Origin of the sequence: Embleya sp. NBC_00888 (assembly GCF_045207655.1) — a bacterium.
GTDB lineage: Bacteria > Actinomycetota > Actinomycetes > Streptomycetales > Streptomycetaceae > Embleya.
The window spans coordinates 923,613-939,977 of the sequence record NZ_CP108784.1 but is presented as its reverse complement, the minus strand read 5'-3'; the positions used below and the strand labels follow the sequence as shown (position 1 = coordinate 939,977).

Here is a 16,365-nt window from a genome sequence, read left to right as displayed (position 1 = left end):
ATGGCGACCGCCCGCGCCGACGGGCCATACCGTGGGGGCGTTCACCGATGTCGTACCGAAGGACCTGGTCATGCCGCTGCTCACGATCAAGTCCGAAGGTGAGGTCGAGGTCGAGGTTCGGCGCTCGCGCTTTCTGTGTGCCGTCGCGCGGGTGGCCGACGACGCCCAGGCGCAAGCCTTCTTGGCCCGGCGCCGGGCGCTGCACCCCTCCGCGCGGCACAACTGCTCGGCGTGGATCGCGGGCGGCCAGGAGAAGGGATACGACGACGGCGAACCGTCCGGGACGGCGGGTGCGCCGATGCTCCAGGTGCTGCGGCGCCGCGAGCTCACCGAGACGGTCGCCGTGGTGACCCGGTACTTCGGCGGCATCATGCTCGGCGCCGGAGGCCTGATCCGGGCGTACGGCTCGGCGGTGACCGAGGCGGTGGACACGGTCGGGGTGGTCGAACTGCGGCCGATGCTGGTGCTGACCGTGGACGTCGACCACGCGCACGCCGGCCGGTTGGAGAACGACCTGCGCGGGCTCGGCCACGAGGTGCGCGACATCCGTTACGGCGCCGAGGTGGCGATCGACGTGTGCGTGCCGGAGCCGGATCGGGAGCGCTTCACCGCGCGGTTGACCGACCTGACCGGCGGCCGGGCGAGCGCCCGCGAGACGGGGCGCACGTTCGTCGAAGTCGACGCCTCCTGAAACATTTCCTGACGGACTTCTCACGCCGGTGTGCGCCGGTCCGGTTGAAACGCGCCCCAGGTCGGAACACCAAGGGGTGTATGGGGTGCTCGCACGGGGCTGCGGGAAATGAGGAAGTGATGACGGCTGGATACGACGAGAAGTCGGCGACCGACCATGCGGAGGTCGACCGGGCCGTTCGCGAGCGGGTGATTCGGGCTCGCGCGGTGTTGTCCGAGGCCAGCGCCACGCACGACACGAACGCGTTGTCCCCCGCGTTGGACGAATTGGAGGACGCGTTGCACGCCGCACGGGAATACGGCGTGACGGTTCCACCGACCGGCAGCGGCTGATCGCGCCGGGATGCTCCTATGCATGTCAAGCCGCAGGAGCGAGGTTGATTTGGGTGATTCGTTCCGCTGGTGTGCTGGTCAGTGCGCGGTAGACCTCGCGGGCGACGAATCGCTTGAGGCAGCGCATGATGTCCTTCTTCGACAGCCCTTCCTTGGTGCGGCGTTCGACGTAGGCGCGGGTGCGTTCGTCGTAGCGCATGCGGACCAGCACGATCGTGTGCAGGGCGTTGTTCGCGGCCCGGTCGCCGCCCCGGTTGAGGCGGTGGCGGTGGGTGCGGCCGGAGGAGGCCGGGATCGGGGCGACGCCGGCGAGGTGCGCGAACGCGCCCTCCGAGCGCATGCGCTCGGGGTTGTCCCCGGCCGAGGCCAGTAGCTGGCCGGCGGTCTCCGGTCCGACACCGAACAGCTTCAGCAGGGCCGGGGCCGCCTGCTCGACCAGGGGGCCGATCTCGGCGTCGAGCTCGGCGATCTCCGTGTCCATCGCCTGGTGGCGGCGGGCGAGGCGCCGCAGCGAGGCCTTGGTCGCCGCGAGCGGGCGGGAGACGTCGTCGCCGGGCCGCAGCCGGGCCAGGGTGCGTATCAGGGCGGTCCGGTCCAGGCCCGCGACCTGCTCTCGCAGCATCGCCGGGGCGGTCACCACGAGGTTGCGGATCTGGTTCATCGCCTGGGTGCGGGCCTTGATCGCGCTGCGGCGGGCGACCCGCAGCACGCGCACGGCCTCGACCACTCCGTCGCGGCTTTTGGGGATGCCGGTGGCCCGTCCGGAGAGCACTGCGGTCGCAGCGGCGTAGGCGTCGATCGGGTCGGACTTGCCCTTCGTCCGGCGGGTCTTGCGGTCCGGCCGGTCGACGTCGACGACCGTGACGCCGGCCGCTGTCAGGACCCGCGCGAGTTCGGCTCCGTAGGCGCCGGTGCCCTCCACCCCGACCGCGGTCGGAGTGCCGTGCGAGCGCATCCAGTCAAGCAGGTCCCGGTAGCCGCGGACGGTCGCGGGAAACTCCCGGTCGGCCAGATGCCGGCCGAGCGGGTCGATCACGGCCGCGTGGTGGGTCAGGCCGTGCGTGTCGACTCCGCCGGTGATCTCCGCTCCGTCGTGCGTCATGCTGGTCATGTCCGTCCTTGCCGCTTGTCCGAGCCGAGGGCGGCACGCGCCGGTCGGGCGGGTGGACAAGACAGTGACGGGGCTTCTGGACCAAGCTCCTATGAGGTCACAAACGCCCGTCCGGCCGCGTGCGTGGTGGTCCCGCCGACGAGCCGACAAATCCCATACAGGACAGTCAACGACGTCAGTCAGGGGGCGAGTCAGGCTCATCAGCAGAACCACCAGTCACATGATCACTGTCAGGGGTTCTCGGGCAACCCCGCGTCGGCGGGTCCGACGACGAAGCGAGTGAAACGCACCTGCGGACCCGCGCTCCGGTGAGCAGCGGAACGGTCCGGCGAAGGCCCGCGCGTCGGGGGACGGCGGTGCGAGTCGGATGCTCCGCCAGGGGTGGGGCGAGCGCGCGCCCGAATGGTGCGCGCGTCGCCGGTTTGATCCGGGTCCGCATTCGGTGAGGGTGGTGGCGCGGCCGGGGACCGTTTCGCCGGTCCCCGGCCGCACCCGACGGGGTCAGATCGCCTTGTGCATGCCGCCGTCGACGACGTAGTCCACGCCCATGATGTTCGCGGCCCGCTCGGAGGCCAGGAACAGCACGACGTCGGCGATCTCCCGCGGCTCGGAGACGCGACCGGTGAGCACACCCATCGCCTGCGGCAGCACCTCGTCCATGAACACCTGCGCGGTGGTCCCGGCGGACGCGGCCATCATGTCGGCGAACTGCCCCGGGTCGGTCCACAGCGGCGTGCGCACCGGACCGGGCGAGACGGTGTTCACCCGCACACCCCGCGGGCCGAACTCCTCGGCGAGCGACTTCGAGTACGAGCTCAGCGCGGCCTTCGAAGCCGAGTAGTGCACCAGCGACGAGGACGGGAGGTGACTGTTCAGCGAGCTGATGGTGACCACCGAGCCGCCGCCCCGGGTGACGATGGACGGCATCGCGGCCCTGGTCGCGCGCACCGCGCTGAACAGGTTGATCTCGAAGATCCGCTGCCACTCGGCGTCCTCGACCCCGATGATCGAGGGCGTCGGCGCACCGGTACCGACGTTGTTGATCAGTACGTCGACCCCGCCGTGGGCGTCGACGGCGACCTGCACCAACTCGGCCGGACCATCCGGGTGAGCCAGGTCAACGGCCACCGGTAGTACGTCGAACTCCTCGCGCAGCGCCGCCAGTTCGGTGGATATGGTGCGGCTGCCGGCGACGACTCGGGCGCCCTCCTCGGCGAAGCCGCGCACGATCGCCAGACCGATGCCCTTGCTGCCACCGGTGACCACGACGACCTTGTTCTTCAGGTTCAAGTTCATGGCTCAATCATTGCTGCGCGGATAGCTCAGGTCTGGCGGAAATCCGCCGTGGCGTTCGGCGGGGCGGGCGGGGCTTGCGGCGGGTCGTCCGCCGGCGGCCCGAAGATCGCGGCCAGGCGCCCGAGCGCGGCGTCGAGATCGGTGAACGGCCCAGCCGGGAAACGGTGTTCGGCGGGCAGTGGGCGGTAGGGCGGGCCCGGGCGGCGGCCGATCGCGCGGCGGACCGCGACGACGTTGGCGGCCACCGCCGCGCGGGTTCGGGCGTGCTCCCCGGCCGTCGCGGGTCGGTCGGCCAGGAGGTGGGTCGGAGCCGCGCACGCGCGCAGCGCGTCGATCGCTTCCGCGAGATGGTGGCCCGTGATGCGATGCCGGACGAGTCGGTGGTGTGCGCGCAGCGCCGGTTCGAGATCCCGCAGCCCGGCGACGGCCGCGTCGAAGCGGTGCAGCGGGTGCTCGGCCACCGGGTCCCGCGCACCTCGGCGGCCGAGCAGGTCGGTGAGCGCGGCAAGCGCGTCGGCGACCCGGCGCCGCAGCACGTCCACGGTGCGGATCGGCAGGATCAGCCACGCGGCGGCCACCCCGAACGCGGCGCCGAGCAGGATCGCCGCCAGGCGGTCGGGCAGCAGGTCCGCCGCCGATTGCCCGAAGTAGCCGTAGAGGAGGGAGAGCACCGCGGTCACGCACGCGGCCCAGTAGGCGTAGTTGGCCGGGCGCAGCCACGTGCCGAGCGCGAGCAGTGCGAAGACGAGCGGCACCGCGCGAGTGTCGTGCGGGCCGAAGGCGTCCGCGAGCGGACCGGACAGCAGGGTGCCGGTGGTGGCGCCGAGGGCGCGCTGGACGCCCTTGAGCAGCGCGTCGCCCCGGCCGCGCGCTCCGCCGCACACGATGTAGGTGGTGAGCACCGCCCAGGACCAGTGCTCGGGCCACAACAGCCGACCGCACGCGAACGAAGCACCCAGGGCGACACCGGTCTGGACGGCCATGCGCGTACTCGCCGACAATCGCCGCGCGCCGCCGGCAGCCGTGACCGGGCTCGGGTGCGGATTCGGGTGCGACCGGGGCGGTGCGGCGAGCAGATGCACCGCGCCGACCCACGCGCACGTGATCAGCGCGTCGAGACCGAGCCACAGGGTGTGCGCGAGGTCGGGGGACGGACCGTCGTCGGCCGGCAGGACCAGGCTCGCCACCAGGGGGAGAGCCGAGGCGGTGCCGGCGGCGGCGACCCGGGGGCCGAACCGGCGGAGTGCGATCGTCGCGGCCATCGCGCCGGCGAACAGGGCCCCGCCGAGCGCGGGGTGCCGGGGAATCAGGGCGGCGATCCCGGTCGCGGCCACTGTGGCCGGCGGCACCACGACGCACGCGAGCACGCGGTCCACCGGGGCCGCGTCGTACTGCGCGCGGGACAGGGTCAGTGCGAGCACGACCGCCGTGACGACGACGTCCACCCGCAGGTGCGCACCACGTTCCAATAACAGCGCCGAGCCGTACGCGGCGAGCATCGAGGTCGTCGCGACGACAGTCGCGCGAGGCGATTCCATATTCGAATGCTAAGTGATAGCTTAGGAATATGACCAGTGCGATGGGCCGAGAATCGACACCCGGCGGGTCCGCCGGGGCGGTGTCCCGGGAGGAGGCGGCGGAGATCCGTCGGGCGGTCACCAGGATCGCGGGCCGGATGCGGGCGAGTCGCTCCGCCGGCGCGCTCAGCAGCAACAAGGTCGGCGTGCTCGGCCGGCTGCTGCGCGCGGGCCCGAGCACGCCCGGCGCGCTGGCCGCCGCCGAACGCCAGCAACCCCAGTCGCTCACCAGGGTGTTCGCCGATCTGGAGCGCGACGGCCTGGTCCATCGATCACGCGACGAGCGGGACGGCCGGCAGTCCGTGCTGACCCTCACCCCGGCCGGCCGGGCGGTGCTGCTGGCCGACGCGGCCGAGCGCGACGCTTGGCTGGCGACGGCGATGGAGTCGCTGACCGAGACCGAGCGCCGGCTCCTCGGACTTGCCGCCGAACTGATGCGGAGGATGGCCGACGACGAGAATGATGGTAAGTAATAGCTGACTATATTGGCATGGTCGACTCGTGTGGCCGGCTACATCAGCCCGGTCGGCTCGCCGTGAGCGCGTTGTCGAGGAGGGCGCCGGTCTCGGCGATCGCGGTGGACAGTGTCGTGGGGGTCAGCCGGGACACGATCTCGTCGACGCCGCGCAGGCCCGCGCGATCCAGCAGGGTCTTTTCGTTGGTCACCCACTCGCCGCGACCGGCCGACACCGCGTGTGCCGCCTCGCACGCCGCGCGCCCGATCGCGCCCGCGACGTCGGTGACATGGCCGTGGCCGGCGTGCGCCCCGTCGGCGTACGCGAGGGTCAGCCGCGCGTCGTCGCCCCACCTGGTGTGTGCGGTGCGGCGCAGCGCCTCCGGGTAGGACGGGCGCGGCAGGTCACCGAACAGCACCCGGTTGACCGCGAGTTCGGCCACCACCAGGTAGGTCGGCACGCCCGCCAGGTGGAACAGCAGCCGCTCGACCTCGAACCGGCCCTCCCGCGCCTGGGCCAACCGCAGTTCCACGTCCGCGAGTTCGCGATAGTGCAGATCGACCGCCCGGTCCTGGACGCTCAGCCAGGCACCGCCGTTGAACACCCCGCCGCCCCACGCGCCGAACTCGGACACCTCGCCGGGCCAGCCGAGGCCGCGGACCGCGTCCGGGGTGAATCCGTCCCGGTAGTAGACCGAGAAGTCCCAGTCGCTGTCCGGGCGGTGGGTGCCCTGGGCGCGCGACCCGCCGAGCGCGACCGCCGCGACGCCGGGCAGCGCCGCGAGCCGTTCGGTGACGTGGGTCGTGAAGGATGCGTCACTGGTCATGATCGCAGGCTACAACGCGCCGCACGCGGGCCCTTCGACCCGCGCCGGGCCCGGTGGGGGCTCGACGGACTCGCCCCGGGCCCGGCGCGGTCAGGGCCGCAGGTAGCCGCGGGTGACGGCCTCGTCGATCAGTTCCAGGGTGTAGGCCCACAACGACGGCGAGCCGTCCGCGATCGTGCTGCCCTGCTTGGCGAGCACCTCGGTGCGGGTCAGGTCGTACTCGCGCCACGTGCCGCCCTCGGTGTGGAAGTTGAGCAGGCACGGCTGGAATCGGTCGATCGCCTTGGCGAAGCGCGCGTCCGGGCTCTCACGGGCCTCGAACTCCTCCCACAGGGCCCGTAGTTCCGCCCCCTGCGCGGTGGGCAGCAGACCGAAGATCCGGTCCGCGCCCTTTTGTTCGCGCTCGGACTGGTCCACCTCGGCGACCGCGTCGTAGTAGAACGTGTCGCCCGCGTCGATCTCGACCAGGTCGTGGATCAACAACATCCGGGTCACCCGCGCGACGTCGACCTCGGTTGCGGCGTGCTCGGCCAGCGTGCCGGCCAGCATGGCCAGGTGCCACGAGTGCTCGGCGGTGTTCTCGCGGCGCGACGCGTCCGCGACCAGATTGCGCCGGACCACACCCTTGAGCCGGTCGATCTCCAGGATGAAGCCGATCTGCGCGGCCAAGTGCGCGTCGGTGGGCGGGAACAGCGGGACACCGGACAAGGCAACTCCTCGGTCGAACGGTCGGGCGGCGTCCGGATCGCCCGACCGTCGCGCGAGCGCGGCGGCCGACAGCCGACGGTCGACGACCGCCGGCCGACAGTCGGTCGGCGGTGCGCGCGGTCGGCGGTGATCGCGGACGCCTCCACGATATGCAACGCGGTCGCGCCGAGGATCGCCCCCCGGGTCCGCGGGAGCCGCATCCCCGCGCCGGCCCGCGGCGCCGCGACCGTCGCGCGGCCCCCGAGCCAGTGCCGCGCCCGGCAACGTTTGCCCCGTCGCGGCGCCCGGCACGGCCCGTCGCCGCACCGCCGCACCGCCGAAACGTCCGAGTCCTCCAGTACGAGAACGTTCCGGCGGCATGCCGAGGCACCGCACCGGACACCGCGACGGGGCAAACGTCGCCGGGCGCGGCACTAGCGCAACTTGGCCAGCAGCGCCGGGTGATCCGCCAGCGCGTTCTCGACCATCGTGGTCGCCATCGGCGCCAACGCGGCGACGTCCGCGCCCGCCCAGTCGATCGGCCCCTGCGGCGGCTCGGGGTCGTACTCGATACCCAACTGGATCGCGCGCGCGACGTCCGCGCCGGCGATCCTCTCGACCACGTGCAGCGCCATGTCGATCCCGGCGGACACGCCCGCGGCGGTGACCACGTCGCCGTCCTCGACCCAGCGCTCGGCCACCGGTCGCGCGCCGAAGGCGGTCAGCCGGTCGCGGAACATCCAGTGCGTGGTCGCCCGGCGCCCGGTCAACACGCCGGCCTCGCCCAGGATCAGCGAACCCGAGCACACCGAGGTGGTCCAGGCGGCGGCGGCCGACGCGGTGCGCACGTAGTCGAGCAGCGGGGCATCGGCGAGGGCCCGCAGCGTCGCCTCCTCGCCGCCGGGAACACACAGCAGATACGGCGCGGGCACCTCGGCGAAGGTGCGGTCGGCGGCCACCCGGAGCGGGGTGCCGGTGGACACCGGGTGTGTGTTCGCGGCGACCACGGTCACCTCGAAGCCGAGCCCGAACCGAGCCAGGGCGGTGAACACCTCGAGCGGCCCGACCAGGTCGAGCAGGGTCAGCCCCTCGTACAACACGAAGGCCATGGTCCTGGGAGCGGAAGGGGGAGCGGCGGCGTCGTGCGCGGTGGATGCGGTCATGGGACGACCTTCGCGTGCCCGCGCCGACGGTGACGAGGACGATGTCCGAATCCTTGTGATCCCGGTCCTTCGGACACTAGGTTTCCGGGCCATGGACACTCACCCGACCCCGCGCCCGGACGCACGCCGGGTGATCGTGGTCGGCTACCCCAACTCCGCGCTCCTGGACATCGCCTGCGTCACCGAGACGCTGATCACCGCGAACACGCTCGGCGCCGACCCGCCCTACGACGTCCGCCTGGCCGGGCTCGGCGGCCGGCCGATCGCGTGCTCCGGCGGCTTCGACCTGACCCCGCACATCCCGCTCGAACACGTGGTCGGCGCGGTGGACACGCTGCTGATCTGCGGCGGGTACGGCCACGAGCGGGCCGCCGAGGACGAACGCTTCGTCGGCCACCTGCGCCGGGCGGCCCGGGAGGCGCGGCGGGTGGCGTCGGTGTGCACGGGCGCCTCGGTGCTGGCCGCGACCGGGCTGCTGGACGGCCGACGGGCCACCACACACTGGGCGTACGCCCGGCAACTGGCCGCCGACCGGCCCGCGGTCACGGTGGACGCGGCCCCGCTGTTCATCCGCGACGGCCGGATCTCCACGTCTGCCGGGGTGACCGCGGCGCTCGACCTGACGCTGTCCTTCGTCGAGGAGGACCACGGGCCGGACCTGGCCCGGCACACCGCGCGCGGCCTGGTCACCTACCTCCAGCGGCCCGGCAACCAGGCCCAGGTGTCCATGTTCGTGGCCGCGCCGCCGCCCGAACACCCGCTGGTGCGGCGGGCGACCGCGTACGTGACCGGCAACCTGGACGCCGACCTGAGCACCCCGGCGCTGGCCCGCGAGGTGGGCATCGGCGCGCGGCACCTGACCCGGCTCTTCCACGCCCAGTTGGGCACCTCGCCGGGCCGGCACGTGCGGGTGGCCCGCACCGAGGCCGCGGCCCGGCTGCTGGTGTCCACCCGGCTGCCGCTGAGCGCGATCGCGCGCCGCTGCGGGTTCGGCACCACGGAGACGCTGCGGCTGGCCTTCGCCGACCTGTACGCGTGCTCGCCGTCGGCCTATCGGCGATCCGCCGGCGATCCGGACGGGCCGCCGGTGTCCGCCGCCGCGATGCCCTCGGGCACGATGTAGTCGCGGATCAGCCGTTCCGCGTCGCGCACCAGCGGCCGGAAGACCTTGTACCGGGACAGCGAGATCACCCGCTCCACCATCGGCGTGGTGCGCGCGACGAACGCGCGTGACTTGGCGCACTCGGGGGAGCGGTCGTAGACCCAGAAGAGCACGATGCCCATCAGGTGCAGCCACAGCAACTCGGGCAGCAACTCGGCGAGTTCGTCGTCGATCCGGAGCGAGGAGCCGCGCAGGACGTCGGCGAACAGCCCGGTGACCTGTTCGCGGATCGGATACGACTCCGCGGAGAACGGGCTGAGCGGGCTCTCCGGGTCCGCGGCGTTGCGGAAGAACTGCACCGCGAACGCGTGGTACGGCTCGGCGACGTCCAACCACGCGGACAGCACGACCTGGAGCCGGTCGCCGAAGTCGCGGACCCCGCGCAGGTCCCGCCGGCAACGGTCGACGTGCTCGTGGGTGACCTGGTCGTAGAAGCCGTGGATCAGGTGTTCCTTGGAGCCGAAGTAGTAGTAGGCGTTGCCGACCGAGACGCCGGACTCCTGGGCGATGGCCCGCATGGTCGTCTTGTCGTAGCCGCGCTCGCGGAAGAGCCGCAGCGCGGTCTCCAGGATCAGAGACCGCGTCTGCTCGCTCTTGCCGGGCCGACCGCCCCGGTCCGGCCGGTCGCTCTTGTCGGCCGGGTTCGATGCGTCGGTGCCTTCCACGTGCTCCACGACAGGCAAGGTTAGTGCTCGAGCTCGCACCGGTCGCCACACGCGACCACCGTCCACGGTTCGTGGTAGGGATCCTCGTACGGATACGGGGGGAGCGGCTGCCGCCGGGTGACCGCCCGGATCCGGGCCGCGGCCAGTACGGCGGCCCGGGCCATCGGCATGCCCATCGGCGTGGCGAGCCGATAGGACAGGCCGCGGTAGGCGCGCAGTGCCCACGCCACGGTGATCCACGCGGCCGGGCCGGTCCACACCTCGCCGGCGCTGCCGACGACGGTCAGATCGCGCACGGTCGCGACGTGGTCGAGTTCGGGGTAGCGGTTGCGGGCCCGGGGCGAGCCGGCCGGGAGCAGGTCGACGGCGAGCAGGGTGGGCTGCCGGGCGATCCAGTCCGAGAGTGCCGTGCACAACGGGCAGTCGGCGTCGTACAGGACGGTGAGGCGGCGGATCGGGGTGGGCGGTTCGGGGGTGGGGGCGCCGTGCCGGGCCGTCCCCTCCGATCGGCCCGGCACGGTGTTCTCGGGAAGGTTCTCGGGAAGGTTCTCGGCGGGGTGCGCGGGAAGGGCGATCATCGGGATCAGACCCCGGGTGCCGGTCGGGTCGTGCTCTGCGGGTGCACCGGCGGGCCGAAGTCCCGGCCGGAGACCTTCCGCGCCCGCTGGGCGCCGCCCCCGGGGCCGTAGGCCTCGTCCGCCAGACCGCGCTGCCGGATGCGATTGAGCACGTAGACGTTCAGCAGGTGCAGCACACCCAGGACCAACAGCACGGTCCCGAGCTTGACCGACAGCGCCTCGACCGAGTCGCGGGCGTTGTCGATGGTGCCGCCGCCCTTGAGGTAGAGCGCGACGAAGCCGAGGTTGACGAGGTAGAAGCCGACCACCAGGAGGTGGTTGACGGCGGCGGCGAGTTCCTCGCGTCCGCGCAGGACGTCCTGGAGGAAGACCTGCCCGCTGCGGCTGAGGGTTCGGGCCACCCAGACGGTGAGCCCGACGCTGATGACCAGGTAGATGGCGTACGTGACAACGGTCATGTCCATTGACCGGCTCCTTTTTGAACGTGTTCAAACTGGCCGACGAGCGTGACTGTAGACCTGTTTTTGAACACGTTCAAGTCGCCGTGACGAGGTTTCGGGTGGCGCGGCGAACACTTCGGGCGGAAACGATAAAACCCGCCGAACCCACCGCGAGTGCGGTGGGATCGACGGGTGTTCGCGGCCGGCGGGGATGTGCCGACACGCCCTACGCGAGGACCGGCGCGTCCCAGTCGACGTGGTGTCGCTGGGCGAAGCCGAGCATCTTCTCCGGGGTCAGGAACGTGCGCGTCATGATCGGCATCAGCAGGCCCATCAGCGCCTTGGTCGCCGGCCCCGCGGCCTTGTTGTTGTTGGTCCGCGCGGCGTCCGCGGCGATCTTCTCGGTACGCGGGCGGCGCAGCCGCTCGTACGCGGTGAACGCGGCCGAGGGGTCGTCCATGTCGCGCAGACAGCGGGCGAGTTGCAGGCCGCTCTCCATCGCCAGTGACGCGCCCTGACCGGAACTCGCGGACGGGGCGTGCGCGGAGTCGCCGACCAGGACCAGTCGGTCGCGGTGCCAGTGCGGCAGTGCGGGCATCAACTCCAGCGGTCCGGCCACGAGCAGGTTTTCCGGACCGGCCTCGCGCAGCAGCCGCTCGGCGGGCACGTCGCCCGCGTGTGCCTCGCGCAGCCTGCGCAGCCATGTCTCGCCCGGGATCGCGCGGGCCTCGGCGGTGCTGATCGGTTCGTGCGGAAGGTTGCTGAACAGCGCGACGCTGCCGTCGCTCTGGGTCCAGTGGCCGAAGAAGGCGCGCTTGCCGAACGCGAAGTGCATGGTGCCCGGACGGGCGTTCGGGTCGCCGTTGCCCGGGACGTAGTCGCCGACGCCGAAGCCGACCAGGCCGACGTAGCGCGGTCCCGGTGCGTCGGGGTCGATCAGCGTGCGGACGGTGGATCGGATGCCGTCGGCGCCGATCAGGACGTCGGCGCTCGCGGTGTCGCCGTCGGCGAACTCGGCGGTGACTCCGGCCGGCGTCTCCACGACGCCGACCAGTCGCTTGCCGTGCTCGATCGTCACGCCCTGGCCCACCGCGTGCTCGTGCAGCACGCGGTGCAGGTCGGCGCGCCGCACGGTGCGCGTGGGCGGCAGGCCGGACAGGCCGGCCGCGCCGCCCATGCGGCGCCCCCGGCCGTTCTCGAAGACCATGTCCGCCATCGGTTGGCCGATCGCGCACACCGCCTCCTCGGCGCCGACCACCCGCAGGGCGTCCAGTCCGTTGGGCGCGATGTTGAGCACGCCACCCGTGGCGTCGGCGCTCGCCGAACCGGAGTACGCCTCGTACACGGTGGCCTCGATGCCGGCCTTGCGCAGTGCGAGGGCGGTCACCGGGCCGGCGATGCCGCCGCCGATGATCAACGCGGTCTTGACGCGGGTCATGTCGCTGCTCCCGAGGTGGAGTGGAGTGGTGGCGGGGGTCCGCGCCGAGGGCGGGTCACGCGGGTGCTCGGCGCGGGTCAGGTGGTGGGCGCGGCCGGGTCGGCGACGGTGGGCAGGTCGCCTTCGCGGTGGGCGCGCCGGACGTCGCGGACGTACTCCCGGCTGAACATCGCGGACAGCACCGCGACGCCGCCTCGGTGGATCCGGATCTCGCCGGTGTCGATGTGGCCGACCAGGCGGATCACCCTGCCCTTGCCGGCGGCGGTCGGTCGGAAGGCGTCCTTGACCCGTCCCCGGCCGGACCAGCGCAGGTCGCTCTGTTCGACGACCGCGTCGTCGGCGACGAGCAGTTTGAGCATCGCGTGGTCCAGGTCGACGCGGATCTCGATGTCCCCGTCGTGGATCCGCGGCGAGCGCAGGTCGAGCACGGTGGCGGCGCGGCGCTCGCGGATCTCGAAGGAGGTCGCGGTGGTCCAGTGGCCCAGGCGCTTGGTGGTGGTGTGGTCGGCGTGGACGCGGATCGGGGCGGTGGTCATGGCGGGTCCTTCCAGGGGTGGCGCGGCGCTCCCGGCTGGGTTCTCCGGTTGCCCGCTGTCGATGAATGAATAGTGGCATGGGCACTAGTGTCAGTGCAACTAGTTTCAATGGGGTTAGTTGCCGGGCCTCTAGTACGCTGGGCGCATGACGACGACTTTCCGCAGATCACCGCTGGCCTTGGCGCTCCTGGGCCTGCTCTATCGCGAGCCGATGCACCCGTACGCGATCCAGCAGCGGATCAAGCAGTGGGGCAAGGACAAGGTCGTCAACGTGGGTCAGCGCGCTTCGCTGTACAAGACGATCAATCGGCTGCGCGAGGCCGGGCTGGTCACGGTGCGCGAGACCGAGCGCGATCAGCAGTACCCGGAGCGCACGGTCTACGAGATCACCGCGGCGGGTCGGGCCGCGTGCCACACCTGGATGGCGGAGATGTTGGAGACGCCGCGCAACGAATTCCCCGAGTTCCCGGCCGCGTTGTCCTTCCTCGCGCTGCTCACGCCCGAGACCACGCACGCGTTGCTCGCTCGGCGGCGGGAGCGGCTCGTCGCCGATCTGGCGGCGCTGGAGGCGGACGCGGCGAATACGGCCGGGCTTGGACTGCCGCGCGTGGTGACCCTGGAGGACGAGTACCTGCGTGCGGTCACCTCCGCCGAACTGGGCTGGGTCGAAGGGGTGTTGGACGACCTGACCGAGGGCCGGCTGAGCTGGGACCAGGAGTCGCTGGCGGCATTCGCCGAGCAGGCCGCGCGATAGCGCACGAACGCCCTCGACGCCGCTCGCCTCGACGCGGGTGGGTCGAGGCGAGCGGCGCCGAGGGCGTGACGCGGCGCGGTGGGCGGGGGTCAGTCCCGTTCGACGTCGGTCGTGGTCAGCAGGGCATAGCGCTCGGGGTCGGTGCGGCGGATGTGTCGGGCCATCAACAGGCCCGCGCAGAACACGATCGGCAGCGGGAAGACCAGGTCCGCGGTGCCGATGCGGGCGTTCGCGAGCGTGTTGCCGGGGTCGACGGGGGCCGCGACGGAGGGCGCGGCGGATTCCTGACGGATGGTCATGAGGGTTTTCTCCGGGGCGGGGGAGGGGTGCGACCGGCTCGGCGGGACGGGTCGACCCGGTGGTCGGGACAGGTCGAGGACCGGATGCGAGGGGTGGGTGGGCCCGTGTTCGGGAGCGGTCGAGGCTCGGGCGAGTGGGGCTGGTGGGCCCGTGGTCGGAGGCGGTCGAGAGTGGGTGAGTGGGGTGGCACCGGTTGGGTGGTCGGTGCGGTGTGCTCAGTTCGCGAGTCGGCCGGCGGTGGCGACCACCCGGCCGCCGTGCAGCACCAGTCGGCGGGCGGGGTGTGCGGCGACGGCGGCCTGCGTCGAGGTCGCCTCGACCACCACCAGGTCGGCGCGCGCGCCGACCCGCAGCCCGTAGTCGGCCAGACCGAGCGCCGCGGCGGCGGCGTCGGTGACCAGGTCGGCGGCGACGGCGAGTTCGGCGTCGGTGCACAGATCCTGGCGCAGGCCGACGATCGTCGCGCGTTCGAGCAAGTCCCCGGTGCCGTACGGCCACCACGCGTCGCGGATGTTGTCCGAACCGGCGAACACCCGCACACCGCGCTCGCGCAGCGCGAGCACCGGCGGCATCGGGCCGCTCGGGCCGTTGGTCAGGATCGACACGCCGGCCGCCGCGAGGGCGTCGGCGGTGCGGGCGAACTCGGCGGGGGCCAACGCGCCCAGACAGTACGCGTGGCTGACCGTGACGGTGTCGGCCAGGCCGAGCGCGGCGGTGCGCGCGGCGATCTCGCGCAGTTGCGCCGCACCCGGCGCGCCGCCGTCGTGCAGGTGCAGGTCGACGCCCGCGCCGTGCCGTTCGGCGAGCCCGAAGACCACGTCCAGGTGGCCGGTCACGTCGCCGTCGAAGCCGAGCGGGTCCAGGCCGCCGATCAGGTCGGCGCCCTCGCGCAGCGCCGCGTCGAGCAGGTCGGCCACCCCCGGGGCGGTGACGATGCCGCTCTGTGGGAAGGCCACGAGTTGCATCGACAGCAGATCCCGGCAGCGCTCGCGCAGTTCGACCAGCGCGTGCAGGCCGGTCAGGCCCAGCCACGGATCCACGTCCACGTGTGAGCGCACGTGCCCGGTACCCAGCGCGACGACCTGGCGGACCAGGTGTTCGGCCCGCTCGCCGACCGGCACCCGGACCCGTTCGCGCAGCGCGCGCTCGGCGGCGACCCGCTCGCGGATGGTGCCGCCCGTCACGTGCGGTTGCCAGTCGGCGCCCAGGAAGGTCTTGTCCAGGTGGATGTGCCCGTCCACGAACGCGGGCAGCACGAGCGCCCCGGCCAGGTCGAGCGCGCCGGCGGGAGGTGGGCCCACGCGCTCGACCGCAGGCGTCACGGCGGCGATGCGACCGTCACGAAGGGTGAGGTCGGCCCGGCTTCCATCGGGCAGCGTCACGTCGGCAAGCAGGTCGGGATGGGATGTTACGGACACGGGACCGGACAAGGCGACCTCTTCTCGGAGAGCGGAGGTTGCTCAACGTAGCTGGTATACCGAATACCAAACAAGGGTTTCGTGGGTCTCGATTCGACACCGGGCACACACTGCGATGATCTGCGGAGCCGACGATCGACGACCGGCCGTTCGCCGGGCGAGGCCGGACGGGCCGAGGAGGGAAGTGCGGGGCATGGAGGACAACGGGCCGGCCCGACCTCGGCCGAGCATCGGCGCGGCCGACCGCTCGCTGCGTGATCAGGTGTACGAGGAACTGCGCGAACGCATCATCGAGGGCGACCTCGAACCGGGCCGCCGGCTGGTCGAACGCGAGATCGCCGCCGAGCTGGAGGTCTCCCGGGTACCGGTGCGCGAGGCCGTGCAGCGGCTACAGGCCGAGGGCTTCGTGACCGGGCACCCGCGCCGGGGCGCGGTGGTCGCCCGACTGCTCGGTCCGGACCTCGCGCACTTCTTCGACATCCGGGAAAGCCTGGAGGAGTTGGCCGCGGGCCTGGCCGCCGAGCGGGCCGACCCCGCCGGCCGGGATCGGCTGGGCGCGTTGCTCGCCGCCGCGAGGCGGGCCGGCGAGGCGGGGGCTGCGGGCGAGATCGCCGCGTCGAACGCGGCCTTCCACGCGGAGATCGTCGCGCTGTCCGGCAACCCGATGCTGGTCGCCATCATGGAACCGCTGAACGGCCGACTGCGCTGGTTGTTCCGGCTCACCGCGCAGCCGGAGGACCATCCGGTGATGTGCCGCGAACACGAGGCGATGTACGCGGCGATCCGGGCCGGCGACGCGGATCGGGCGCGGCGGCTGGCCCACGACCACGTGGTCGCCAACCGTCGGATCACCATGGCCGCCCTCACCGACGCCGACCGGGCGCCCTGAGCGCGGCCCCGACCGGCCCTCCCGCACCGCCGGCGGCGGCCCGACAT

The 16,365-nt window shown here is 72.5% G+C and carries 19 protein-coding genes; 6 read left to right on the top strand and 13 right to left on the bottom strand.

Going from position 1 to position 16,365, the window contains the following annotated elements; all coding sequences use genetic code 11:
- Positions 1-70 precede the first annotated feature (70 nt).
- The gene (locus OG948_RS03700; RefSeq protein WP_402230215.1) at positions 71-691 is read left to right on the top strand and encodes a YigZ family protein; all 621 of its coding nucleotides are present in this window, start codon (positions 71-73) and stop codon (positions 689-691) included.
- A gap of 119 nt (positions 692-810) precedes the next feature.
- A complete protein-coding gene (locus OG948_RS03695) occupies positions 811-1,023 on the top strand; it encodes a hypothetical protein (protein ID WP_406293797.1) in 213 nt (70 codons plus the stop codon).
- Positions 1,024-1,048: 25 nt separating this feature from the next.
- On the opposite strand, the gene OG948_RS03690 is transcribed toward OG948_RS03695, so the two are convergent.
- From OG948_RS03690 to OG948_RS03680, 3 genes are all read right to left on the bottom strand, one after another.
- Entirely contained in the window at positions 1,049-2,134 is a 1,086-nt protein-coding gene (locus tag OG948_RS03690) for an IS110 family transposase (RefSeq protein WP_331769141.1), read from the bottom strand.
- 501 nt (positions 2,135-2,635) lie between these two features.
- Positions 2,636-3,430 carry an SDR family NAD(P)-dependent oxidoreductase gene (locus OG948_RS03685; protein WP_406293795.1) on the bottom strand — a complete coding sequence of 265 codons (795 nt, stop codon included), beginning with the start codon at positions 3,428-3,430 and terminating at the stop codon, positions 2,636-2,638.
- A gap of 26 nt (positions 3,431-3,456) precedes the next feature.
- On the bottom strand, positions 3,457-4,968 hold the full coding sequence (locus OG948_RS03680; protein ID WP_406293793.1) for an FUSC family protein: 1,512 nt from the start codon (positions 4,966-4,968) through the stop codon (positions 3,457-3,459).
- Between the two features lie 29 nt (positions 4,969-4,997).
- Here OG948_RS03680 and OG948_RS03675 point away from each other — a divergent pair, with 29 nt between their 5' ends.
- Positions 4,998-5,480 (top strand): MarR family winged helix-turn-helix transcriptional regulator, encoded by a 483-nt coding sequence (locus tag OG948_RS03675; RefSeq protein WP_406293791.1) that lies wholly within the window; start codon positions 4,998-5,000, stop codon positions 5,478-5,480.
- 43 nt (positions 5,481-5,523) lie between these two features.
- Here the strand turns inward: OG948_RS03675 and OG948_RS03670 are convergent, their stop codons facing one another.
- The 3 genes from OG948_RS03670 to OG948_RS03660 all read right to left on the bottom strand — a co-directional run bounded on the left by OG948_RS03670 (position 5,524) and on the right by OG948_RS03660 (position 8,138).
- The gene (locus tag OG948_RS03670; RefSeq protein ID WP_406293789.1) at positions 5,524-6,288 is read right to left on the bottom strand and encodes a nucleotidyltransferase domain-containing protein; all 765 of its coding nucleotides are present in this window, start codon (positions 6,286-6,288) and stop codon (positions 5,524-5,526) included.
- Between the two features lie 90 nt (positions 6,289-6,378).
- A complete protein-coding gene (locus OG948_RS03665) occupies positions 6,379-6,996 on the bottom strand; it encodes an HD family hydrolase (protein ID WP_406293787.1) in 618 nt (205 codons plus the stop codon).
- A gap of 413 nt (positions 6,997-7,409) precedes the next feature.
- Entirely contained in the window at positions 7,410-8,138 is a 729-nt protein-coding gene (locus tag OG948_RS03660) for a DJ-1/PfpI family protein (protein WP_406293785.1), read from the bottom strand.
- A gap of 91 nt (positions 8,139-8,229) precedes the next feature.
- Here OG948_RS03660 and OG948_RS03655 point away from each other — a divergent pair, with 91 nt between their 5' ends.
- Complete coding sequence (locus tag OG948_RS03655; protein WP_406293783.1) at positions 8,230-9,261, top strand: GlxA family transcriptional regulator; 1,032 nt, start codon at positions 8,230-8,232, stop codon at positions 9,259-9,261.
- Here OG948_RS03655 and OG948_RS03650 read toward each other — a convergent pair.
- From OG948_RS03650 to OG948_RS03630, 5 genes are all read right to left on the bottom strand, one after another.
- Positions 9,189-9,974 carry a TetR family transcriptional regulator gene (locus OG948_RS03650; RefSeq protein WP_406293781.1) on the bottom strand — a complete coding sequence of 262 codons (786 nt, stop codon included), beginning with the start codon at positions 9,972-9,974 and terminating at the stop codon, positions 9,189-9,191. The two genes, OG948_RS03655 and OG948_RS03650, sit on opposite strands and share 73 nt — an antisense overlap.
- Before the next feature lie 11 nt (positions 9,975-9,985).
- The gene (locus tag OG948_RS03645) at positions 9,986-10,543 is read right to left on the bottom strand and encodes a thiol-disulfide oxidoreductase DCC family protein (RefSeq protein ID WP_406293780.1); all 558 of its coding nucleotides are present in this window, start codon (positions 10,541-10,543) and stop codon (positions 9,986-9,988) included.
- A 5-nt stretch (positions 10,544-10,548) separates the two neighbouring features.
- Positions 10,549-11,007, bottom strand: coding sequence for a hypothetical protein (locus OG948_RS03640; protein WP_406293779.1), 459 nt, complete (start codon positions 11,005-11,007; stop codon positions 10,549-10,551).
- 202 nt (positions 11,008-11,209) lie between these two features.
- Complete coding sequence (locus OG948_RS03635) at positions 11,210-12,421, bottom strand: FAD-dependent oxidoreductase (protein ID WP_406293777.1); 1,212 nt, start codon at positions 12,419-12,421, stop codon at positions 11,210-11,212.
- 77 nt (positions 12,422-12,498) lie between these two features.
- A complete protein-coding gene (locus tag OG948_RS03630; RefSeq protein ID WP_406293776.1) occupies positions 12,499-12,957 on the bottom strand; it encodes a hypothetical protein in 459 nt (152 codons plus the stop codon).
- A 145-nt stretch (positions 12,958-13,102) separates the two neighbouring features.
- Here OG948_RS03630 and OG948_RS03625 point away from each other — a divergent pair, with 145 nt between their 5' ends.
- The gene (locus OG948_RS03625; protein WP_406293775.1) at positions 13,103-13,711 is read left to right on the top strand and encodes a PadR family transcriptional regulator; all 609 of its coding nucleotides are present in this window, start codon (positions 13,103-13,105) and stop codon (positions 13,709-13,711) included.
- Between the two features lie 89 nt (positions 13,712-13,800).
- Here the strand turns inward: OG948_RS03625 and OG948_RS03620 are convergent, their stop codons facing one another.
- Together OG948_RS03620 and OG948_RS03615 are read right to left on the bottom strand one after the other, a co-directional pair.
- Entirely contained in the window at positions 13,801-14,010 is a 210-nt protein-coding gene (locus OG948_RS03620; RefSeq protein WP_406293773.1) for a hypothetical protein, read from the bottom strand.
- Positions 14,011-14,226: 216 nt separating this feature from the next.
- Positions 14,227-15,429, bottom strand: coding sequence for an amidohydrolase family protein (locus OG948_RS03615; protein WP_406293771.1), 1,203 nt, complete (start codon positions 15,427-15,429; stop codon positions 14,227-14,229).
- A gap of 193 nt (positions 15,430-15,622) precedes the next feature.
- On the opposite strand from OG948_RS03615, the gene OG948_RS03610 reads away from it, so the two are divergent.
- Positions 15,623-16,318 carry a GntR family transcriptional regulator gene (locus tag OG948_RS03610; protein WP_406293769.1) on the top strand — a complete coding sequence of 232 codons (696 nt, stop codon included), beginning with the start codon at positions 15,623-15,625 and terminating at the stop codon, positions 16,316-16,318.
- Positions 16,319-16,365: the final 47 nt, after the last annotated feature.